Source organism: Sphingopyxis sp. EG6 (assembly GCF_003609815.1).
Taxonomy (GTDB): Bacteria; Pseudomonadota; Alphaproteobacteria; order Sphingomonadales; family Sphingomonadaceae; genus Sphingopyxis.
In genome coordinates, this window is record NZ_AP017603.1 from 2,418,760 (window position 1) to 2,438,800 (window position 20,041).

21 protein-coding genes and 2 pseudogenes are annotated in these 20,041 nt (G+C 63.0%); 15 read left to right on the forward strand and 8 right to left on the reverse strand.

Annotation, left to right across the window (positions count from 1 at the left end; genetic code table 11):
• Positions 1 to 275: 275 nt before the first annotated feature.
• From SPYCW_RS11690 to SPYCW_RS11715, 6 genes are all read left to right on the forward strand, one after another.
• A complete protein-coding gene (locus SPYCW_RS11690; RefSeq protein ID WP_232014684.1) occupies positions 276 to 1,364 on the forward strand; it encodes a TraU family protein in 1,089 nt (362 codons plus the stop codon).
• Positions 1,365 to 1,724: 360 nt separating this feature from the next.
• Complete coding sequence (locus SPYCW_RS11695) at positions 1,725 to 3,638, forward strand: hypothetical protein (RefSeq protein ID WP_054588713.1); 1,914 nt, start codon at positions 1,725 to 1,727, stop codon at positions 3,636 to 3,638.
• Positions 3,635 to 4,744 (forward strand): conjugal transfer protein TraN, encoded by a 1,110-nt coding sequence (gene traN, locus SPYCW_RS11700; protein WP_039575491.1) that lies wholly within the window; start codon positions 3,635 to 3,637, stop codon positions 4,742 to 4,744. The genes SPYCW_RS11695 and traN overlap by 4 nt, the downstream gene beginning before the upstream one ends.
• Entirely contained in the window at positions 4,716 to 5,609 is an 894-nt protein-coding gene (locus SPYCW_RS11705; protein WP_054588714.1) for a type-F conjugative transfer system pilin assembly protein TrbC, read from the forward strand. The genes traN and SPYCW_RS11705 overlap by 29 nt, the downstream gene beginning before the upstream one ends.
• Entirely contained in the window at positions 5,581 to 6,180 is a 600-nt protein-coding gene (locus tag SPYCW_RS11710; RefSeq protein ID WP_054588715.1) for a S26 family signal peptidase, read from the forward strand. The genes SPYCW_RS11705 and SPYCW_RS11710 overlap by 29 nt, the downstream gene beginning before the upstream one ends.
• On the forward strand, positions 6,177 to 7,055 hold the full coding sequence (locus SPYCW_RS11715) for a conjugal transfer protein TraF (RefSeq protein ID WP_082665250.1): 879 nt from the start codon (positions 6,177 to 6,179) through the stop codon (positions 7,053 to 7,055). The genes SPYCW_RS11710 and SPYCW_RS11715 overlap by 4 nt, the downstream gene beginning before the upstream one ends.
• A 35-nt stretch (positions 7,056 to 7,090) precedes the next feature.
• Here SPYCW_RS11715 and SPYCW_RS11720 read toward each other — a convergent pair whose 3' ends face one another.
• Together SPYCW_RS11720 and SPYCW_RS11725 are read right to left on the reverse strand one after the other, a co-directional pair.
• On the reverse strand, positions 7,091 to 7,501 hold the full coding sequence (locus SPYCW_RS11720; RefSeq protein ID WP_054588716.1) for a type II toxin-antitoxin system VapC family toxin: 411 nt from the start codon (positions 7,499 to 7,501) through the stop codon (positions 7,091 to 7,093).
• Positions 7,498 to 7,749, reverse strand: a complete 252-nt coding sequence (locus SPYCW_RS11725) for an AbrB/MazE/SpoVT family DNA-binding domain-containing protein (protein WP_039575504.1) — start codon at positions 7,747 to 7,749, stop codon at positions 7,498 to 7,500. The genes SPYCW_RS11720 and SPYCW_RS11725 overlap by 4 nt, the downstream gene beginning before the upstream one ends.
• A gap of 94 nt (positions 7,750 to 7,843) precedes the next feature.
• Here SPYCW_RS11725 and SPYCW_RS11730 point away from each other — a divergent pair, with 94 nt between their 5' ends.
• The 3 genes from SPYCW_RS11730 (at position 7,844) to SPYCW_RS11740 (ending at position 9,563) form a co-directional block, all read left to right on the forward strand.
• On the forward strand, positions 7,844 to 8,374 hold the full coding sequence (locus SPYCW_RS11730; RefSeq protein ID WP_052208289.1) for a hypothetical protein: 531 nt from the start codon (positions 7,844 to 7,846) through the stop codon (positions 8,372 to 8,374).
• A gap of 192 nt (positions 8,375 to 8,566) precedes the next feature.
• The gene (locus SPYCW_RS11735; protein WP_232014685.1) at positions 8,567 to 8,842 is read left to right on the forward strand and encodes a hypothetical protein; all 276 of its coding nucleotides are present in this window, start codon (positions 8,567 to 8,569) and stop codon (positions 8,840 to 8,842) included.
• Positions 8,843 to 8,846: 4 nt separating this feature from the next.
• Positions 8,847 to 9,563, forward strand: a complete 717-nt coding sequence (locus SPYCW_RS11740) for a nucleotidyl transferase AbiEii/AbiGii toxin family protein (protein ID WP_052208291.1) — start codon at positions 8,847 to 8,849, stop codon at positions 9,561 to 9,563.
• 300 nt (positions 9,564 to 9,863) lie between these two features.
• Here SPYCW_RS11740 and vapC read toward each other — a convergent pair whose 3' ends face one another.
• Positions 9,864 to 10,271 (reverse strand): type II toxin-antitoxin system VapC family toxin, encoded by a 408-nt coding sequence (vapC, locus tag SPYCW_RS11750; protein ID WP_058804244.1) that lies wholly within the window; start codon positions 10,269 to 10,271, stop codon positions 9,864 to 9,866.
• Positions 10,268 to 10,462 (reverse strand): type II toxin-antitoxin system VapB family antitoxin, encoded by a 195-nt coding sequence (locus tag SPYCW_RS11755; RefSeq protein WP_058804243.1) that lies wholly within the window; start codon positions 10,460 to 10,462, stop codon positions 10,268 to 10,270. The genes vapC and SPYCW_RS11755 overlap by 4 nt, the downstream gene beginning before the upstream one ends.
• 289 nt (positions 10,463 to 10,751) lie before the next feature.
• Between SPYCW_RS11755 and SPYCW_RS11760 the strand changes: the two genes are divergently transcribed.
• Complete coding sequence (locus SPYCW_RS11760; RefSeq protein ID WP_234178595.1) at positions 10,752 to 12,149, forward strand: conjugal transfer protein TraH; 1,398 nt, start codon at positions 10,752 to 10,754, stop codon at positions 12,147 to 12,149.
• A 5-nt stretch (positions 12,150 to 12,154) separates the two neighbouring features.
• Positions 12,155 to 15,895 (forward strand): conjugal transfer protein TraG N-terminal domain-containing protein, encoded by a 3,741-nt coding sequence (locus tag SPYCW_RS11765; RefSeq protein WP_062900423.1) that lies wholly within the window; start codon positions 12,155 to 12,157, stop codon positions 15,893 to 15,895.
• On the opposite strand, the gene SPYCW_RS11770 is transcribed toward SPYCW_RS11765, so the two are convergent.
• Positions 15,892 to 16,413 (reverse strand): hypothetical protein, encoded by a 522-nt coding sequence (locus SPYCW_RS11770; protein ID WP_232014686.1) that lies wholly within the window; start codon positions 16,411 to 16,413, stop codon positions 15,892 to 15,894. The genes SPYCW_RS11765 and SPYCW_RS11770 overlap by 4 nt on opposite strands.
• A gap of 173 nt (positions 16,414 to 16,586) precedes the next feature.
• A complete protein-coding gene (locus tag SPYCW_RS11775) occupies positions 16,587 to 16,985 on the reverse strand; it encodes a MarR family winged helix-turn-helix transcriptional regulator (protein WP_082665249.1) in 399 nt (132 codons plus the stop codon).
• 225 nt (positions 16,986 to 17,210) lie between these two features.
• Here SPYCW_RS11775 and SPYCW_RS11780 point away from each other — a divergent pair, with 225 nt between their 5' ends.
• The 3 genes and pseudogenes from SPYCW_RS11780 to SPYCW_RS19310 all read left to right on the forward strand — a co-directional run bounded on the left by SPYCW_RS11780 (position 17,211) and on the right by SPYCW_RS19310 (position 18,381).
• On the forward strand, positions 17,211 to 17,450 hold the full coding sequence (locus SPYCW_RS11780) for a ribbon-helix-helix domain-containing protein (RefSeq protein WP_058804239.1): 240 nt from the start codon (positions 17,211 to 17,213) through the stop codon (positions 17,448 to 17,450).
• 3 nt (positions 17,451 to 17,453) lie between these two features.
• A complete protein-coding gene (locus SPYCW_RS11785; RefSeq protein WP_120216960.1) occupies positions 17,454 to 17,882 on the forward strand; it encodes a putative toxin-antitoxin system toxin component, PIN family in 429 nt (142 codons plus the stop codon).
• 118 nt (positions 17,883 to 18,000) lie between these two features.
• A pseudogene (locus SPYCW_RS19310) lies at positions 18,001 to 18,381 on the forward strand (PRC-barrel domain-containing protein).
• A gap of 143 nt (positions 18,382 to 18,524) precedes the next feature.
• Here SPYCW_RS19310 and SPYCW_RS19010 read toward each other — a convergent pair.
• Complete coding sequence (locus tag SPYCW_RS19010; protein WP_160328055.1) at positions 18,525 to 18,713, reverse strand: hypothetical protein; 189 nt, start codon at positions 18,711 to 18,713, stop codon at positions 18,525 to 18,527.
• A gap of 255 nt (positions 18,714 to 18,968) precedes the next feature.
• On the opposite strand from SPYCW_RS19010, the gene SPYCW_RS11800 reads away from it, so the two are divergent.
• Positions 18,969 to 19,472 carry a helix-turn-helix domain-containing protein gene (locus SPYCW_RS11800; RefSeq protein ID WP_058804235.1) on the forward strand — a complete coding sequence of 168 codons (504 nt, stop codon included), beginning with the start codon at positions 18,969 to 18,971 and terminating at the stop codon, positions 19,470 to 19,472.
• A gap of 138 nt (positions 19,473 to 19,610) precedes the next feature.
• Here the strand turns inward: SPYCW_RS11800 and SPYCW_RS11805 are convergent.
• A pseudogene (locus SPYCW_RS11805) lies at positions 19,611 to 19,949 on the reverse strand (integrase core domain-containing protein); the annotation flags it as partial.
• Between the last annotated feature and the right edge of the window lie 92 nt (positions 19,950 to 20,041).

Sequence of the window (20,041 nt, forward strand, 5' to 3'; positions counted from 1 at the left end):
TTGGTGCCTTCCCTTCGCCATGGTCTGGTCCGCAAGGACGCGACGGGACCGCGAGCAGACATCTGATCAGCAAATCCAACCTCAGCGTCACGGAAGCCGGCCCCGCACCGCTGATAGCGGCAACGATGTGCCCATCCGCGGCATATCCTTTCCCATCTGGTTGCGACGAGCATGTCGGCGGGTCCATCTCCGCTTCGGGCAGGCCAATCGCCCATACAGAGCGCCGAAGCCTCATCCAACCTTTTCAGCGCCCTACCTGGCGGAACGGAGAAGTCATGCCAGCTTGCCGACACTTGCGCGCGACTTCCGCATCGGGGAGCAGCGGCGCCAGGCGCCAAGTCGAGCCGAAGAAGACGCGCCGGTCCTTTCGCTGGGCGGTACCCGTCGGGCTCGGCGCAGTTCTCGCTTTCATCCCCGCTCCAGCGCAAGCATCCAAATGTCCGAGCGACACGATCTTCAACCCGATCACCAAGGTGCGTTGGAACTGCATCTTCCCCATCACCATCGGCGGCGTGCGCGCCGGCAGCTACGACAAGCTCGACAAGGCGCTCGACGCACAATCGGCGTCGAAACCGCTGTGTGCGTGCCGCAAAGGTGCAACCTTCTGGTTCGGTGTCAAGGTCAGTTTCTGGACTCCGAACCGGATGATCGACGTGGTGACCGAACCCGGCTGCATGATGGCGCTCGGCACGGACATCATGGCGACCGGCGGCAAGCTCCAGGGCAGCCAGTCGTCGATTTCGGACGGCACGAACACGACGAAGTTGTTCGCGCAGATGCACTATTATGTCGCGCCGGTCTGGAAGATGCTCGACATGTTCAGCGATCTTCCGTGCCTCGAGGATGACGGTTTCGACGTCGCGCTGATGACCGAGGTGATGCCGACCTGGCAGTCGGGGACGCTGGGAGCGATCATCCAGCCCGAAGGCATCCTGTTCGGCAATCCCGCGGCCGGCCTTGCCTGCATGTCCGACAGCGCCGCGGCGGCAGCGGGCAAGGTCATCGACCCGCTCTTCTGGTGCATGGGCAGTTGGGGAAGCACCTATCCTGTCGCCGGCGACATTCACATGGGCGACCGCGTCGAAGCCTGGGCGGGGCTGGCAGCGCGCGGCACGTTCATGATGGGCCGGCTCGGCGCGCTGACCATCCATTCGGCGGACGGCTGCTCGTTCAAGCCGCAGCCGATCTGGACCAAGAGCCGATACAAACTCCAGCTCATGGAGCCGGTGAAGGGCGGCAAGTGCGTCAACATCGGCCGTCCCGGCGCGCTCTGGACCTCCGGCAAACACGCGCCGGGCAAGGACAACGCCCAGTTCATGCTCTTCGAGAAAGCGATCTGCTGTGCCGGCATTTCGACGCCCTGACCCGGCACTTCCCGATCGTCTCGTGCGCAGCCCGGAATCGGCCCGGTCTGCCCGCCACAGCCCCGGTGGCTGCCGGCAGGCGCGCGAGGCGGGAGCGGCGCCCTGCCCCCTCTCGGGCGCCGCTCCACCTGCAGACGATACGGGTAAATTGCCATCGCCACAAGCGAGACCGGCCCTGATCCCGCCGTGTCCTCGGGTAAAAGCGGTGCTCACGGTGTTCGACGGCCAGGCCGTCTATCGGCACCTCTCGCCCGGATCCGATGACTTCCGGGCGGGAGACCTGTTTCGGCTCGCGCATGGATCGCGCACTGTGGACGGTGATCGTTCGTGAAGCGCTCGGTTTCTCTCCTGTTGCTGCCGATGGCGGCAATGGCTTCCGCCAGCACACTGGCGCAGTCAGTCGAGGACCGCGCGCGCGCAGCCGCGGAAGCTTCTCGCGCGAAGTCCTCGACCAGCAAGGCGATCCAGGAGAATTACCTCACCCCCGGCCTCAGCGGACAGCCGATCGCGACGGTCGATCGCAGCCAGAGCTTTACGCCGAGTCTCGCCTGCCAGAAAACATCGAGCCTCCTCGAAATCCTGATCCAGCCTGACGGCACGGGCGACATCAACACCGTCCGCATCGCCCGCGACACCGATCTCGACGGCAGCTTCGACCGCGTGTCCACCTTGCCCGTGCCCGTCTCGGGCATCTGCGCCAACGGCGTCATCGCTTGCCAGCCCGGAAGCTGGAACGCGTGCAACTATCATCGTTGGAACGTCGATGTCTCGGGCGACCTGGGGCTCGCCGCCGCCGAAATGGCCGAACTCGCGGGCTGTTACTGCGTCAACAACAGCTGCGGCGCGAATCTCGTGATGGACAATCTGCCGTCGGTGCTCAAGGATCTCGGCGGCGGCGCGATCGGCGCACTCACGAGCCACGATCCCCGCGTCGGCGTGGCCGAGGCGCGCATCAACGGCCCGCTGATCCAGTATGTCGGAGCGCAATCAACCGCCTGCACGGCTTTGCCGGACCTTCCGCAAACAGCCTATCGCGGCCGTCCGACTTCGATCCTCGGCGACGCCGCGGCGACCGCAGCCGGAAGCTCGCTGTTCCAGAGCCTCAAGGGATCGCCCGCCGGCATCGGCAAGGCCGAACAGGTCCGCGCCTGCACGATCGAACGCGACGTCACACTGCGGCCGCTCGCGTATGAGGATATCGTCTCCGCGACGGGCGTCATCTATTCGGTTCAGGGCTGCGGCGAAGGCTGCCGACGCTTTCGCATCATCGGAGATGGCAATTGCAGTAGCGCGCCGCCGATCTTCACCGCGCGCTTCGAAGTCAGCGACCCCGCGAAGCTCCTGTCGGCGCGGATCGTCGAGATGGGCGCCGACGACTGGGTCCAGGGCCGCATCAACGGCCGCGTCGTCGGCTCCGCGGGGCCGCGTCCGTGGCTGACGACAGGATTGCCTTCAGGCGACTGCCGCACCGATGGCGGCGCGGCGCGCAATTACACCTCCTATGATTTTACCACCGACCTGCGGGCGGGGCCGACGACGGTGTCGGCACGCGTGCGCGGCGGCGGCGGCGGTGCGCCTCTCACGACCGAATGGGGACTGGTTGACGTCGAGATTCGCGTTTCGGACGCATGCGAACCGAGCGACCGGCTCGTCGACCAGTGCGAAGATATTGGCGCCAATCAAAAGTGCCGCCTCGACAGCGAGAGCGTCGATGGCGTCCAGACGTTTCTGAACGGCGTCGGCACCGGCCTTCGCCCCCTCCCGCGGTCGCGCCAGTTCGGCACGGGCAGTTGCACCGCTACCCTTACCCGCGACTTTTTCCTGCGCCAGCGGACCTATAAATGCGCGATCGACACCGGCGCGATGCCCGAACCCGACCTGTCGCGCGGCGCCTATATCATCGATCGTTCGACCGAGACGCTGCTCGCCGACCGCGTTCGGACGGCCGACGGCGGCAGCGCCGCGTCTACGCGCGCCTTCGCGCTTCCCGATCGCGGCTCGGTTCCAGCTTGCGAGGCGGTCTGCAAGACGCGCTCTGCGAAAGCCAATACCGACGCGGCGCCTGCGGGCGTCGTCGGCGCGCAGCAGACCAGCCCGACCGGCTTCGACACCTTCTATCACGCCTGCTCACCGGGCAATGTCTGTCCCGCCGGTCCCGGCGAGACCATCGTCACGCCCTGCGGCTGCCTTGATACCTTTCCCGAGGCGGTGGTCATGATGCAAACGGTCAGGCTCGCTGGCGCCGATCTCGCCTGCACGGCGACAGCGCGATGATGGGCCGCTTTCTCTTCTGGCCGTCGCGCCTCGCGCTGATCCTGTTCGGCATCGTCGCCTTCGCGCTCGCCGTTTACGCGTCGGCAGCGCAGGCGCAGCAGATTTGCGCGGTCGACCTCAATGGCAATGGTGACGCCGACGACGCGGGCGAGACCGCTAGCTGCGTCGGGATGCAAGGTGGTAGCTGGCAGTGCCCGATCGAACGGGCATCGTGCGCGCCCGAGCCCGGCGGCGCGTCGTCCTGCCCGCTTGGTTCGCAATATGCGTGCGAGACGCTGGCGAGCGGCGGCGTGCCGAGTTGCTCGCCGAACGCCTGCATCGATACCGCGGCAAACCCGATCGAGGATGAACCCGTCGTCGACGATCCGGGCGCGCCCGCCGACGGCGAAGTCGACACCGACGGCAATTGTCTCGGGAACATCGAGATATTCGGCGGCCGCGCGCTGCGCTGCCGCCCAGCGGGCCTCAAGACAACCTTTTCCAACTGCTGCAAGGACAAGGGTAAGATCGTCAAGGACGGAATGGGCTCGTCGATCGCGTCGACGCAGACGAAGATCGCGATCGCCAAGGGCGTGTTCACCGGAGCCCAAGCCGCCTATGCCGCCTTCCAGGCGGGCGCGACGGCAAGCCAGGCGGCGAGCGCGGGCGCCAATGCGATCATTGTCGGCATCGATCCGACCTCGATCGCGATCAGCCTCGCGGTCAACGTCATGATCGAGTTCCTCCTCTCCTCCTGCGACCAGCAGGACATGGAGACGGGCATGCTACGCGGCTCGGGCATGTGCGTCGAGGTCGGCTCCTATTGCTCGTCGAAGATCCTCGGCATCTGCGTCCAGAAGTCGCGCAGCCATTGCTGCTTCAATACCAAGCTCGGCCGCATCATCCAGGAACAGGGCCGCCCGCAGCTGAAGTCGTTCGCGGATGGCTGGGGACCGGTGAAGACGCCGAACTGCCGCGGGTTCACGCCCGAAGAGTTCCAAGCGCTCGACTTCAGCCGAATGGACCTCTCCGAATATTATTCGGAAGTTCAGGCCCGCGCGCAGGCCGACATCCAGTCAGACATGAAGGATCGTATCGATGCCTATATGCAGGCCATCGGCCGCTAGGCGCCGCGCCGTACTCGCGGTGGCGCTCGCCGACGTAGCCGGCATCGCCGGCCTTGCCGCAGCGCAAATATCGCCGGGCATCGACGACAACCCGTCGGCGCGCGAGAAGGTAGAACGCGAGGGCGAAGCGGCGATGGACCGGCTGAAGGGCGCGGTGTCGCGCCGCAAAGCCCAACAGCAAAACGGCCCATCTGACCTGCCGAAGCCGAGCGAGGTCGAACGCCGGCGCGCCTTCGAGGCGATGCGCGACCGTGCCAAGTCGCCAGCGATGGAAGCCCGCGCCCGCGATGCGCTTGAGACCGGCAAAGACCGCTTCGCCGCAGAGCGCGAGGCGATGGCGAAGCGGCTCGGCCAGGCACTCGGGCTCGAAGCGCCCGAGATCAAGGCCGTCGCCGATGCCGGTCCGGCGCCGGCGGCGAAAGGCTGGGTGCCTGTGCTGTTCGTCTCCTCGTCGATGCCGTCGTCAACGCTGCGCACCTATGCAGCGCAGCTCGAGAAGGCACGCGGTGTCCTCGCGTTTCGCGGCATGCCGGGCGGGATGGCCAAGGTCGCGCCGATGGCGAAGCTCACCGCCGAGATTCTCCGCCTCGATCCCGGCTGCGAGGGACCGGCATGCGTGATGCGCGACGTGCAGGTGATCGTCGACCCGCTGGTCTTTCGCCAGCACGGCGTCACCCGCGTGCCCGCGCTCGCCATGATCCCGGGCGATCCGGTGCTCCCCTATTGCGAGCGCGAGGAGGAAAGTCCGCGCGGGAGCCATATCGCTTACGGCGATGCCGCCCTTTCCGGTTTGCTCGAAGAAATTGCCCGCCTCGGCGGAAAAGAGGAGGTGCGCGATGCTCAGTCTCGCCTGGAAGGCCGGTAAGCATCTGGCGATCGGTTTGAAGGGACTGCCGCGGCGCGCAGCCGTTGCGCTCGGCAGTCCGGGGCTCGGCGAGCCCGCGCGCCCCGACCGGCTCTGGAAGGCGACGGCGATCGTTGTGCCACTCGGGCTTCTGACGTGCTGGGCGATGCAGCAAGCCATTCTCGTGATGTCGCCGTCGATCGACGCCTGGGCGGTGCGCGCGGCGCCGGGGCCGATCGAGAAGGGCGATTTCGTCCTGTTCATGCTCTCCCATCCGCTGGCCGGCCCCGAACCGGTCAAGGTGACCAAGCGCGCGCTTTGCATGCCCGGCGAGCGCATATCGCTGATCGAGAAACCGTCGACGATGGAGCCCCACGCCATGGACGGGTGGTATTATTGCGACGGCGTCCTGCTCGGCGTGACCAAGCCCTACGGGCGAAATGGCCAGCGGCTCGACTATTGGCGGCCCGATCACGGGCTGATCCCGCCGGGATTGATCTATGTCGGCTCGCTGCACCCGAGCGGGTTCGACAGCCGCTATTACGGACCGGTGCCGATCGCGCGCCTCACCCGCATGGAGAAGCTGCTGTGATCCGCCCTGCCCTCCTCGCGGCGCTCATCACGGCCTTCCCCGCCGCCGCGCAGCCGACCTCACCCACCCGCGAACCGAAGCAGGGCTATTGGTGGTATCAGGCACCGCCGCCGGTCGAAGATGCGGATGCCGAGCCCGACGCGCTGATGAAGCCGGCGATACCGCCGATGGCGGAACTGGCGACATGGACGCCGCCCAAAATCCGCAAGCTGATCGAGCAGCAACGCGACTATGCAGCGACCGTGCTCACCGTCGACGCGGTCGCGGACTTCTGGCGGCTGCAGGACTTCGCGCGGCGCAAGGCACGTGCGTTCGCAGGCGTGACTCAGATCGCCTTGCTTCAGAACCCCGAACTCAATGCCAAGTCCGCCAACCCGATCGTCGGCGACGCGCGCGCGGCGATGGGTGCCGAGAAGGAAGCGGTTCGCCGCCGGTATCTCCGCGCCCACGCAAGCCAGTTCGCGCTCGTCATGTTCTCGCGGAATTCCTGTGGCTATTGCCGGGTGCAATGGCCGATCCTCGAACGGTTCCGCGAGGAGACGGGCTGGCAGGTCACACAGATGGATCTCGAGCGCCGACCGGAGCTCGGACAGCGCTTCGGCGTCGAGGTGACACCGACGACGATGGTGATCCGCCGCGACAGCTCGGCAAGGATGGTGATCGCGTCGGGTGTCGAATCCTATCCCAATCTCGCGCAGACCACATACCAGGCCGTGCGGCTGATGCTCGGCGACATTCGGCCCGAACAGTTCCTGACCGGCGCGGGCGAGGAAGATGGTTTCTTCGACGCACTCGGCAATGGGCCGGTTTCCGCGACCGATCCCCGTGTGTTGGGCGGCGACCTCGTCGGTGCGGGCTTGGAGCCGCGTCGATGACAGCGTCTATTGCCGAGCAGCGCAGCGCAGTTGGATCAAGCTTTCGATTGATCGGGGTTCATCGCAGATTGCCCATGCTTTGCCAGAAGGCCAACAGCGCCTCGATCGAAGCTCACGAAGGTCTCGCCTCCCAGCCATTGGCCATCGTGGGCGATGACCCCATCAGCGAAGTCTCCACCTTGCTCCAGTATTGCAAGCCCCGCTTCAACAGCCTGTCGGTCCGCTGCGACATTGCCGGCGTCGATAAGCAATCTGACCGATGCAGCGACCCTTGCCGCCTCATAGCGATACACTTTTCTGAGCACCCAGCAGAACTCGCACAAGGCCGGAAGCGTCACAGCAACAAGTTCTGCTTCCTTCAGGAGCTTTTTTGCCAAGGGGCTTTGAACGGGATCGTCCAGCGTTGCGGATCGGACGAGGATATTGGTGTCGGCAGTAATTTTCACAGCTGTCCGGCCCAGCCCTTTTCAATGGCCTCATTCATCTCCTCGATCGAGATGGGCCGCTGGCCTTCCCGCTTGAGTGACCCGAAGAAATCCTCAATCTTTCCGGAAGGCCTGATGGCCCGAATCTTGATTTCACCGCCGGGGAGTTTGTCAAAGCTGATCTTGTCGCCTGGATGGACGCCGAGATGCCTGAGCAATTCCTTCCGCAGCGTGACCTGCCCTTTCGCGGTAATGGTAACAGCGTTCATGTGGCGAGTCCTTTCAATAGCACAAGGTAAGAGCAAATCCCCTTACCTGCAAGGCGAGTTCAGTATGTTGGCGCGATGTGCAAGCGCGCTGAGCATGAGCATCCTAGTCATTTCGCCCGGCATGGCGCAGACTGTCAGCCGCGAGGATGCAGCGCGCGCCGCGATCCATCCGGTCGGAACAACTGCGGCGATGAACCACTGGCTCTCGCGCGTTCCGGTGACGCGCGCTTTCCCGCCGGACTTTACCGAGGAACTGCGCGGACGCAGTTCGGCCTTCGTCGTCGAGATGAGCACCGCGCCCGGCTGCGTTCCCTGCGCCGATCTCTGGACCAAGCTCGGAAGTCTGGGAAGGCGATATGGCTGGCAGGTCCGCGCCATTTCCGCGCAGGAAGCGATGCTGCGATCGGGCCGGCTCGGCTTGCCCTGGATCGGGCATCCGGTCGCATGGGTGCGTCCGATGAACGATACGAACCGGATCATTCCAATCGCCGTCGGGACCGATCATGCGCCCAATTTAGCGCGCAACCTCTATCTCGCCGCGAAGATGCTGACGGGCGTTCGCCCAGCGGTAGGCGTCCGCGCACTCTCGAAATTCACTGGAATCGTTGGGGGCCCGTCGCGATAAGCCGGACGGAACTTTCTTAGCTCTGGCGCGGAATCTGCTTGAAACATCAAAGCCATGATGCATGCTTCATAAGCTGAATCTGGTCTTGTCATTATTGCCTCGCGTCGGGCGTAGGACGCGACCTGAGCGAGATTCTTGTTTTGATAACCGCTCGCGACTATATGAAAACAACGATCCAAACAGGATCGTGTTATGAGTGGAATGATGGCAAACGCTGTAACTCAAGTGCTGACGACGGTGAACGCCCCTTATGGGGCGGCCGTTTCCGCACATCAGCTTGCTGCCATGATCGTCGACTTGAAGAGCGCGATTGACTGCAACGCGCCGGTTTTCGCTTTCTTCTCCGAAGTGCCGCTGAACGTCCAGGAACAGTTCATGGCAGCGATGGGCGTAGACGCAAGTCAAGCGAGCCAAGTCGCCGATAAAATCTCCGAACTTTCGGGCTACACGCTACTGCTGGCGGCCTGACGCCGTGTCTGCAAAGCGGCCGAGCGAATGGCCGGTCCTTTTCAATCTCGCCGTAGATATTCTTGACCATTTCAGGAAGGCGAACGGCTTCGCGCCTCAGTGGAGCTTCGGCGGCGGAACCGCACTGATGCTGCAGATCGATCATCGTGAAAGTCACGACATCGACCTGTTTCTGGACGATCCACAAATCCTCCCATTTCTCAATCCGGAAACGCAAGGCATCAAACTCGATCACGCTCCTGACAGCTATCAGGCAGGCACCGATATGCTGAAGCTTGCTTATCACGATCTGGGCGAAATTGATTTCATCTGCTGCGACAGCATCATTCCAGATCCAACACGAGCGCACGACGTTCAAGGTCACGCCATCGCGCTTGAAACGCCAGCGGAAATCATCGCTAAAAAGGTCTTCTATCGCGGTTGGAGTTTCCAGCCGCGCGATATGTTCGACCTTGCAGCGGTCGCCGAGCATTTTGGACCCGACTATGTAGTCGGGGCTATTGAGCATTGCGGCCGCGCGAGGTGCGAAACGGCTCTGGCAGTCATCAACAAAACGAATCCCGCCTATGTTGAAGGGATTATTGGCCAGCTCATGCTTCGCGAAAAGACGCGCAATCTCGTTGCCCACTCCCGAGAAATCAGTCGAGACCTGATCGGACGAGCTTCAGCGAAACAGCCTATCCTGAATCCGGATACCCGGCCGCATGAGTCCGACCGGTGAACGATACGAACCGGATCATTCCGATTGCCGTTGGCACCGAATCATGCGCCCAATATCGCGCGCAATTTATATCTCGCCGTAAAGATACTGACCGGCATGCGCCCTGCAAGCCGGGGTCCGGGCGTTTTCGAAATTCACGGGAATTGTTGCTCAAGGGCCGGACATCTCACCGCAACGCCGAGCAAAGCCATAACTTCGAGCTTATTCCGGTTGGATATCCGTTCAGGGCGAAGAAGCGAAATCGAGCAACGACTTATCCCTGCAAATCTGGAGCTACGATCCAGATTTGCAGGGATCACATCATCGGCGTGCGTCCGACATGGCCGACGAGAGTCCGAGATGTTCCACGAAAGGATCAAAATCGCGGTCGCTGTAGAGCAGTGCTAACCCGTCTTCTATGCAACGGGTGGCGATAAGCGTATCGATGGTCTTGCGAATAGTGGCCCCTTTGCCGCGTAGTGCCCGAAAGTTTCGGGCCGCCTGGATCGCGATATCGCGACCTCCGATATCGATCTGGTCGAGAGACCCCATCAATCTCAGCCCGACGTTGAAGTCGCGGTCGCTGGTGAAACCCTGCAGGACTTCAGCCAGAATGATGTCGCCGGTCAGCAGTGGCTCGGCGCCTAGCAATGCGTCTAATCGTTCCGTCTGCGGTGTGGCATCGCCCCGGAAATAATCGATCCAGACGCTGGAATCGACGAGGATCACCCGTCGGTTCTCATGGCATCAAGATCGCCCGTCCAAGCGAGCTTACCCCGAAACTTCCGAATCTCGTCCTGTTTGCGAAGCCGAAGCAACGTCCGCAAGCCGAGCTCAACGGCCTCACGCTTTGTCTTGAGGCCCGTTGCCCGGAGAGCTTCGCTCATAAGATTATCGTCGATGACGATGTTGGTCCGCATGATGTGTATCCTTTTCTTAGATCATACACATACGAACCTTTGAAAGCGTTTGCAATCCATCACGGCATCTTGCCGACCCTGAAACATGGGACGAGGCGATGATCGACATGGCAGTGGCCCATTTCGCGTGGGACATATTGGCGGAAGGACCTTGCCTCTGAGAGGCGCGTACGTGCCTCTGCCCTTGTCGCGAGAGGTCAACACAAGCGACCCTGAGCGGGTTCAGCCTGCCACATCCCGCCCCTGAGAAAGAACGCTGATGTCCTCGCTTGGCGGCCGCCGCGCCATTATGATCGCCCTCATCCTGTCAACCTGCGGAGCCGGCGCGCCGGGAGCCTATGCCCAAAGCTGGGCCGAGCATTGGTTCGACAATGTGACCTACACGTCGCCCGGCAGTTTCGAGGACCAGGCGCGCGGTTATGTGACCGCGGGCGGCTTCTCGGGCCGCGTCGACGTCCACAACGACTATCTGATGAGCGTGACGCTGCCCAAGGTGCGCGCGGGCTGCGGTGGCATCGACATGTTCCTCGGCGGCATGTCGTTTCTCGATCCCGACTATCTCGTCCAGAAGCTCGAGAGCATCCTGCAGGCCGCGCCCGCCGTCGCCTTCCAGTATCTCCTCGAAACCCTCGACGAGAAGATGGGCAACATCATCTCGAAGATGGAGGCGGCGACCAACTTCCTGAACTCGATCCAGGTCAACGACTGCCGCCTTGCGAACCGCATGGTTCAGATCGCTCGAGGAGACGACAATATGTCGGGGATCATCGAGGAGATGACCGGCTATCGCTCGATCAAGCAGGGTTATGCGAAAAGTTATCAGCAAAGCCGCGAGAAGATTGAGGCGAACAATAATAATCCGACCGAGGATCTGAAGGAAGCGCTCGCCAACTGCCCGCGCGAGGTCACCGACATCTTCCGCACCGGCTCGCTGCTCGCGCACGCCGCCGCGCGCGTCGGCGCCAGCGAATGGACCAGCGTGATGCGTGCGCGGGTCGGCGATGTTTACATGCGTTGGGACGCGACCGACAAGGTGCCGCTCTTTTCGGCCATCCCTGCCTGCCCGCGTCAGGACACCGAAGGCGTCGAGGATTTCCTGACCGGACGTGTCCAGGCCCGGTCGCTCAACGTCCCGCCGACCAGCGCTGACTGCGCGACTGACGGGCCGGGCCGCGGCGCGCTCGTCCTCGCGCGTGAACGGATGCAGACGATCGCGACCAAGATCCGCACCCGCGCCGCGCTGACTGCCGAAGAGCGCCAGTTCGTCGCCAATGTGAAGACGCTCCCCATCTACCGGATGCTCGAATGGGGCGTGCGCGAAGGCGTCGAGGATGCCGTGATCGGCGATACCGACGAACTGGTCGCCCTGACCCTCGCCTACCAGATGCTCAATGATCTCACTCGCAGCATCGATTTCGCGCTGTCGAATGCCGAGCGCGGCACGTCGGCCGCCGGTGCCGCCGACGCAGGCAATGCCAATATCTGCCAGACGCGCATCCTCACCAAGGGGATAGAGCAGCTGCGCGATCTTCGCGAGGAAGTGCTGCGCCAGCGCGCGCAGATGCGCCAGTCCTATATGGCGGCGCTGAACCAGGCCAACCTCTCGGCGAACTATGCCGGGCTCGTCCGCCAGCGCGACCGCGACGCGCGCGACGCCGCCGGTGCCGCCGCTAACCGCAATCGCTGATCGCGATGTGCTCCCGATTCCTTTCCGCGCTGATCGCCGCCCTCGCCGCCACCGTGCCGACCGCTGCGCTAGCGCTCGAAACCAGCTTCCACACCTATGACGGGTTCAACGAGACCGTCGACGCGTTCCGGCTCGTCTCGATGATCTTTGCCGATCCGCGCTACGAAACGCTGGTGCTCATCGTCGCGGTCGCCGGGATCGCGCTCGGCGCGCTACTCGCGAGCGTGCGCGGCAACGGCATGGGGATCGTCGCTTTCGGCTTTCAGACGCTCGTCGGCATCGGGCTTTTCGTCGGCATGGTTGCGACCACGGGCACCGTCCATGTCTACGACCGGGTCCGCAACGCCTATCAGCCCGTTGGCGACGTCCCGAACCTGATCGTTCTCGTCGCGGGCGTCACCAATATGATGGAGCGGGCGATCGCCGAGACGATCGACGATAATACGATCGACCCCAATGCCAAGCTCGAGTTCGGTGCGGGTGGTCACAGCTTTGACTTGTTCCTGAACGCTGTTAGCCCGCGAGGGCCGATGACCGACACCTTCCTCGATGCAACGATCAAGGATTATGTCCGGCAATGCTATCCCGTCGCGCGCGTCTCTCCCGCCTATGGCATCGACGACGATCAACTCTTTCGTACCACGAACGATCTTCCCGCGGCTTTTGCCGCGATGTCTGGGCCGGCGACCTTCAGCACCGTCTTCACTGCCACCGACAAGGGCGGAACAACGGTGAGCTGCACCGAGACTTGGACGCATATCTCGGACCGGCTTTCCGATCCGTCGCTGTTCCACGGTTACAGTCAACAGGTCTGCGAGCGCACCGGCTATGACGTCTCGAACGCGGCTCAGCTCCAGCGCTGCCGGTCGAACCTCGGAGCGCTCGGTGACAAGATGCTCGCGACGCCGCTGACGCTCCAGCAGCTGATGACGAACATCAACCTCGGCAACGCCGTCGGCGACGTGCTGTTCGAAGATAGCCCTGCGACCGCCGCGCGCGTCATGGCGAACCGTGCCGTCGTCTCGAGCGGTCTCGCCACCATGTCGACGGCGAACGAATGGATGCCGACGATCCGCGCCACTGTCTTCGGCATCATGCTGTTCATGATGCCGATCGCGCTGCTCTTCATCCTGACCCCGATCAACCTGCGCGTCGCGAGCTTCGCGCTTGGCCTCTTCGTCTTCGTCGCCATGTGGGGCGTGATCGATGCCGGAATCTACCAGCTCACGCTCGGCCGCGCGATGGACGTGCTTGCCGAGATGCGCTCGAACCATGTCGCGGCGAACGCCTGGATGCTGGCGCCAGGTTCGGCGATGAAGGCGCTCGCAATCTTCGGAAGCTTTCGCACCGCGGCCGCCGGGCTGGCCGGCGCCTTTGTCTTCACCGTGTTCCGCTTCTCGGGCAATGTGTTCACCTCCTTCACCAGCGGCGCGCTCGGCGTGCAGGGCCAGGGCACCGCGGCCGCCACCCCGATCATGACGCATGAAGGCCGCGCGCAGGCGCTCGAGGCGCAGGCCTCGGCGACCGGCACGACCGCACGGCGCAGTGCGGCGTCGAGCTTCGGCGACTTCGGAGAGCGGTCTACCTTCGGTACCAATCGCGCCTTCGGCGCCGCAGGTGGCTATCTCAGCGATCGCACGCCTGGCGCGCCGGGAGCGACCGGCTTCGGGCTCGGCGTCACGGACGCCGCACGCGAGCTCGGGGGGCTCGCCCCTGCCCTCGTCGGCCGCGACCTCACTCATCCCGCGACGGCCGCAGCGGTGCGCGCCAATGCGACGACGTCGGCGATCCACAATTTCGCCGAGAAGGACGCGCTACGTAGTCTCGGCACGAGCTATTTTGGGCCGGGCCAGGCGGGCGAACGCGCCTTCGCCGGCTTCGCGCAGAACATGGTGCAGTGGAAAGCCTTCGGCGATACGCGCGCCTACGACATGATGATGCGGGGCGCGCAGCGGCATTTCGAGCGCAATGGCTATGATCAGAAAGACGCTGCGCTGAAGGCCTCGACCGTGATCGCGCAGGCATCGGCCGACCCGACCTTCGCGAAGTTGATCGCCAACACGTACGACCAGGAGGCAATGCTGCGGAACGATCTCACGGCTGCGCAGGTCAACGTCGGCGCTATGGAAGGCCGACGCGACTATGCGGGCGACAATGTCGCGGGGATCGAACGCCGCAACGTCGCGACCGAGCAGGCGTGGCGCACCGGGAACAACGAGGGGCAGCGCAATTCCGCGTCGATGCTCGGCCTCTCCATCGACGAAACCTCGCGCCGCATCGGCTTCATCAACACCCTCTCGGGCGAGGCGCGCTCGTCGGCGATTACCTCCCTCTCCCGCGCGACGGGCCGCAATGAGGCGCAGGTCATGCGTGCGCTGGAAACCTATAACGCCTCGGTCCAGCTCGGCACCGCCGACGGCGCGACCGCCGAGGCGGCACGCGAAGGCACGAGCGTCTATGGCCGCACGCGCGAGGCCGCTGGTTACGATTTTGCCGAGCGCTCGGGCAAGCTCGATGCCCAGCGCGAAGTCGGCCACGATGGCGTGCGCGGCGCCGCGCGCATCGGCGAGCAGCGACGGCAGAGCGATAATTTCGGGTTTGCGGAAGGTGCGGCGGCTGCCGGCGTATCGACGCGCGAGGCGGCCCGGCTCGACGCCTTCATCCAGGCACTGAGCCGCACGGCGGGCAACCAGGTCGACATGGCCGAGGGTGGCGCGGCCGGAATTGCCGATCGTGCGCGCAACGAGCGGCTGACGCGGATCGTGGACAATGAGCGGTTGACACGCATGCAGGGGCTGCTGCGCAGCGAGGGCATCAACATGACCAAGCGCGAGCTCGCCATGGCGCAGAATGGCGATCTCAATCTCAATGTCTCGCCCGACGTCGCGCGGCAGCTCCGCGCCGCAGGCCTCATCAACGACAGCCAATATGGCACGATCGCCGAGGGAGGCCGCGCCCGGTTCAGCTTCGCGGACAACGACCTGCTCGTGTCGAGCAGCACCGGGTTCACGCAGTCCGCACGCAGCGACACCAGCACCAAATATGAGGCCGGCAAGCAAGCCGGACCCGATACCATCGAAAACATGCTAAGCAGCGGACCCGAGGGTCAGGCGATGATGGCGAACTGGCTGCGCGGTGGCTTCGAAATGGACCGCAACGGCGAGTGGCGGCTCAATCCGCAGGTTGCGGATACGCTTCAACGCGACGTGTCGGCGATCATGGCCCAGACGGGATGGCAGCGGGCTATATCTCGCTCGGCGCAAGACCAAATCTCAATGGGAACTGCGGTTGGCGGCAATGTCGGCGCAAGTGCCCAAAGCAGTGACTATGCGTCGCGTGGTGGTCCGGCCAAGGGTAAGGAACGATCACAGACAGCAACGTCAGGGAGCGTCGGCGGGAGCTTGGGATATAGCAGCAGCGACATGGGCACGAGTAACGAGACAGCTCGGGCCTCGCTCGATATCGTAAACTATGATGTACGCGAGGCGATATCCGCCGCAGAGCGGGCGGCTGCGCGCTCTGCAAACCCTGAAATGACATTTACGAGCGAGCTGAACCGTCAGGTGCTTGGCCCCGAGGGGCTGCGAAATCGCTACCTTGGGCAAGCCGATTCCGCACGTGGAACCGCCGATATTACTGGACCGATGACGTCGCTCGAACAATCCTCGATCTTGAGCAGTGGCCGATTTTCGACCGACCTAGCAAATGGTCCATTCGACGGAGATAGCAGCTACAAGAAGCGCTAATCTCGACGTCCAGGGTGCTGAAGGCTGAGTGGGTTGCCGATATATAGTCCGCCGGAGCGCGGATCATAGATGTCGACCGACCAATGAGGTCGCCCAAGACGCTCCCAGTGCTCGTCCTCCATCCTCATCTGCTCGAGTTCGCCGATTTCCTCGTCCGAGAGAGGCTCGCCAGATAGCGGCCTGTCGAGCCAAGCTTTGACGAACCCGAAACCAAGCACCAGTAGTGCCGTCGGCGGAAAGAACAGCATGTTGAGATAGCCTGCGAGAGCGCTGGTGTAGAACTCCGCCAGTGCCGGGACCTTCAGCGAGGCCACCGCGCCTGTCCAGTAGACCGGGATCGCCGCCCACCAGAGCTTCGCGTACCAAGGCTTCCAGAGCCAATTGCGCGCAACGGGCGGCCGCGCGGTCTCGGCTGTTGATACGTTGGAAGGTTGGCTCGCCTGCATGGGTTTTCTCGGTCGGCAGCCTATCAGAAGATGCCGATTGAAGGAATCGAAAGAGTTTCCGGAAATGGACATATTGCCTTCCCTGATCCGGTGAGCATCCAGCCATCTCCTGTTCCCATTTGCAACTTCACACCAACGTCAGCTTCCCTCCTCCTCCCTTGGACTTGAGGCCGGATTCCCCGTCCCTCGCTTAGGTATGATAGATTGTGTTCTGGACGATCGAGAACGCGGCGGCCAATCAGATTCTATCGGAGCGGCACATTCGCCCGGGACTTCGCATAGTCGTCTAGAATGCACCGCAGGGTCGCTCGACCGCGAGCGGTCAGGGCGATGTTCGTTCGGCGCCCGTCGTGAGGATCGCGCTCGCGAGCCACAAGTTTCCGCGATTCCATCTCAGTTGTCTGCCGCGTCGCCGTCGGAACCGAAACGCCACTCGCATATCCTAGGCTTGAAACCGGCAGCCCTTTACCGACCGTATCCGCGACATAGAGTTCCAGTAGCATGATCCAGCCCGCATGGCTCCAGTCTTGCTTCTTGAGGTACCGCGCAATGATCTGCCGTTCGACAAGTAGTTCACGGCAAAGGCCAAGTCGTCGAGCTTCGACATCGAACGGTGGATCATCTTGTTCGATCCGCGTCGCCATGCGTCCGTTTGCGCCTCGCGTCAGTTTGACGTGGAGAGCCGGAACGTCCGGCGCCGAGGTGGATGCTGCGATCTATTGTGTTCCGTGCAGAGGCTCGAAAATCGGGTAGGCTAAAATCGAGCCCCCCTGTGGTAAAGTCGATCCAGCGCATATGTCGGAATCGAATCTTGGCGTAAAAGATGGTCAGCGCTTATCCGCATAGGCGTCCATGAGGAGTTTTTGATTATGGGTGGTGCGACGCGCTGGACCGTCAATGTCGCGCCCGAAACCGACATTGATGTCCGCACATACCTAGCTCAGCGCGGAATGAAAAAGGGCGACCTATCGCGCTTCATTGAAGAGTCCGTGAAATGGCGCCTGCTCGATCTTACGCTCGCCGAGGCCCGCGCCGGTTTCGATGACGTCTCGCCGGAAGAGATGAGCCAGTTGATCGATGAAGCGATTGCGGATGCGCGTCGGAACTGATCAATGCGCGTTGTCATCGACACCAATGTGCTTGTCAGCGCCCATTTGCACGGGCGGTCGCTTCCCTTTCACCTGATTGCCTTGTGGTGCCAAGGCAAGATCACCTTAATCACCTCTGCTGAACAGCTAGAGGAAATTCGGCGCGGTACGCGCTATCCCAAACTGCGGGCTCGCTTGAATCCAGCCGTTGTCGGCAGACTCGTCAATGAACTCAAGGGCAGCGCCATTGTTATAGAGAATCTGCCCGACGTGTCCGTCAGCCCGGATCCCTGGGACAACTATCTTCTGGCGACGATTGAGGCCGGGATGGCCGAACTTTTGATCACCGGCGATAAGGCCGACTTGTTGAGTCTCGGGCGCCACGGCGGGGCGCGGATTATCACGGTTCGGGAATGCCTGAGGCTGATCACAGGAACCGAGCCTGATATCTAGCGCCTCGTCGGCGCCAGAGCCGGCGTCCCTTCAGCCGAGACGACTCCATCTCATCGGCCGAAACTGTGAGAGCACGGCAAAGGGCCGCTTTGACTTCATCGACGCAGAGCCCGTGACGATGCCGAGTTCGCTATCGCTCGCGTGGTCGACTGGGGAGCCTAAGGAAACTCGGCGCAAGCAGAGGCGCTGGGCGATTGCGAAGCGCCAGGCGGGACTCGACCGCGACCGCGACCGCGAGAAGCTCGGACCGATCTACAATTTCATGGTCACCAAGCGCTAAGGTCGCGTCGAATATGCGGTCCTCCAGTTCGGCGGTCTATTCGGTCTTGGCAGCGACTATTATCCGCTGCCCTGGGACGTCCTGACTTACGACACCGAACAGGGCGGCTATGTCGTCGATCTCGACAAGAAGGTTCTCGAACAGGCGCCGCGCTATGGCGCCGATAGCAAGCCGACCTTTGATCACGACTATGGTCGCGGGATCAATTATCCGTTCTAGTTTCCGGCGCAGGATTCGGATGCGAGGTAACCGCATCGGAGGGCTGCCTCATCGGCGCGGACTGTCCCTGCGCGGCAGCACGAGCGGCAATCCGCCGACCGCCTGCCGCCGGCGATGCATATCATCTGCGACCGCATCAATGATCACGACGAAATGCTGCGGTCGATCGCACGGATGGATTTCACGGTCGCGCCGGGCCGCGGTGACGGGGCGAAGAATGGCGGCGGCCCCGATCCGCGCGATCCGACATGGGCGCCGCGCGGGCGCACATCGGCGTCACGGCCGTTCGGACGACCCCCGAACAAGATGAAATCCTCCGTATCCGCAGCCATGATTTTCACTAACCGGACCTTATCGCAGAGCACCCATACGAGATACTCGGTGAAGAAAAGCAAATCGTTGCCAAGGGTTGCCTGAAAATTCCGGTCCGCCTACTCCCGTGTTAAGTTGAAATTCAGAGAGAGTCGGGAACCGGCTCTGTTGACGGAATGCACGGGGAGCCGCTTGCAGAATCCGTCGGAAAGCAATGCTCGGGTCGAGAAAAAGAGGTGCTGTTTTAGATAGCGTAAGGGACTTGCCGTCCATTGATGGCAAGCAGCGCGCACTTGTCTGCTAGTGATGTAAAAGAGCCGAGCATCGCTCTCTGCGAACGCTTGGCCCCGCGCCAACGCGAGTGCCTCCGCCATGTCTATCGGCTCAAGACCTCCAAGGAAATCGCCCTCGAATTGGGTCTGGGCGTCGGCACCGTCGACACTTACATCAGCGAGGCTGTCGCCATTTTGCGCGCCCGCAATCGCCGGCACGCAGCGGAACTTTTCCACGCCTTCGAAGACGCCGCGATGACCCCCCGCAAAATGCAGTTGGAGAATACGGGGGTAGGCACCGGCCAGGCCGATGAGCCACCGGAGAAGGCGGAACCACCGCCCACCTCCTGGGTCAGGTTGCTTCCTCTACGAACCATGGGAGTATCTGCAAATGACCTCGACCCGTACCTCCGTTACTTCTGGCTCGTCTTCCTTGCGATCGCGCTTGCAGTCGGCTTCGGCATGCTCGCCGTCGGACTCGACGTCCTCTCCCGGCTTCTCGGATAGAAGGTCCGACGATGAAGAGCGCATCAAGCATCTGACCGAATCGCTGTTCGGCTACGAAAAACTGCTGCAGCAGATTTTCGCGGAAGGCGGGCGGCTCGCCACTGTGACCGGCCCCCACCGAGTGGTCCGCTGGGATTGTTAGTGCATTGACGCGTCCATCGCCAGTGTTGGCCGCAGGTGGAGCGAAGCGGAACCGGCGGGCGACACTGGCGATGGAACGGCCTCCGGCGCCGGTGGTCGATATCCCAGCGAGCTGTGCGGCCGGACGGTGTTGTAATGCCGCCGCCAAGCCTCGATCAGGATCCGGGCCTCCGCGAGCGAGTAGAAGATCTCGCCGTTGAGCAGCTCATCGCGCAGGGATCCGTTGAAGCTTTCACAATAGCCATTCTCCCATGGCGATCCGGGCGTGATATACAGCGTCTTCACGCCGATCTGGGCGAGCCATTGCTGCACCGCCGTCGCGATAAACTCCGGGCCGTAGCACATTGGGAAGCAGCCTTTCGAAGGGCCGCGATGCCTTGATGGAGACAAGGGCGCGTAGCGCCCGCCGGCTTCATCAAGGCAGTCAT

Coding starts and splice junctions, on each gene's coding strand:
- SPYCW_RS11690 (WP_232014684.1), top strand. CDS start 276: ATGCCAGCTTGCCGACACTTGCGCGCGACTTCCGCATCGGGGAGCAGC.
- SPYCW_RS11695 (WP_054588713.1), top strand. CDS start 1,725: ATGGCGGCAATGGCTTCCGCCAGCACACTGGCGCAGTCAGTCGAGGAC.
- traN (WP_039575491.1), top strand. CDS start 3,635: ATGATGGGCCGCTTTCTCTTCTGGCCGTCGCGCCTCGCGCTGATCCTG.
- SPYCW_RS11705 (WP_054588714.1), top strand. CDS start 4,716: ATGCCTATATGCAGGCCATCGGCCGCTAGGCGCCGCGCCGTACTCGCG.
- SPYCW_RS11710 (WP_054588715.1), top strand. CDS start 5,581: ATGCTCAGTCTCGCCTGGAAGGCCGGTAAGCATCTGGCGATCGGTTTG.
- SPYCW_RS11725 (WP_039575504.1), bottom strand. CDS start 7,749: ATGAACGCTGTTACCATTACCGCGAAAGGGCAGGTCACGCTGCGGAAG.
- SPYCW_RS11730 (WP_052208289.1), top strand. CDS start 7,844: ATGAGCATCCTAGTCATTTCGCCCGGCATGGCGCAGACTGTCAGCCGC.
- SPYCW_RS11735 (WP_232014685.1), top strand. CDS start 8,567: ATGAGTGGAATGATGGCAAACGCTGTAACTCAAGTGCTGACGACGGTG.
- SPYCW_RS11755 (WP_058804243.1), bottom strand. CDS start 10,462: ATGCGGACCAACATCGTCATCGACGATAATCTTATGAGCGAAGCTCTC.
- SPYCW_RS11760 (WP_234178595.1), top strand. CDS start 10,752: ATGATCGCCCTCATCCTGTCAACCTGCGGAGCCGGCGCGCCGGGAGCC.
- SPYCW_RS11765 (WP_062900423.1), top strand. CDS start 12,155: ATGTGCTCCCGATTCCTTTCCGCGCTGATCGCCGCCCTCGCCGCCACC.
- SPYCW_RS11770 (WP_232014686.1), bottom strand. CDS start 16,413: ATGTCCATTTCCGGAAACTCTTTCGATTCCTTCAATCGGCATCTTCTG.
- SPYCW_RS11775 (WP_082665249.1), bottom strand. CDS start 16,985: ATGGCGACGCGGATCGAACAAGATGATCCACCGTTCGATGTCGAAGCT.
- SPYCW_RS11780 (WP_058804239.1), top strand. CDS start 17,211: ATGGGTGGTGCGACGCGCTGGACCGTCAATGTCGCGCCCGAAACCGAC.
- SPYCW_RS11785 (WP_120216960.1), top strand. CDS start 17,454: ATGCGCGTTGTCATCGACACCAATGTGCTTGTCAGCGCCCATTTGCAC.
- SPYCW_RS19010 (WP_160328055.1), bottom strand. CDS start 18,713: ATGGCTGCGGATACGGAGGATTTCATCTTGTTCGGGGGTCGTCCGAAC.
- SPYCW_RS11800 (WP_058804235.1), top strand. CDS start 18,969: ATGGCAAGCAGCGCGCACTTGTCTGCTAGTGATGTAAAAGAGCCGAGC.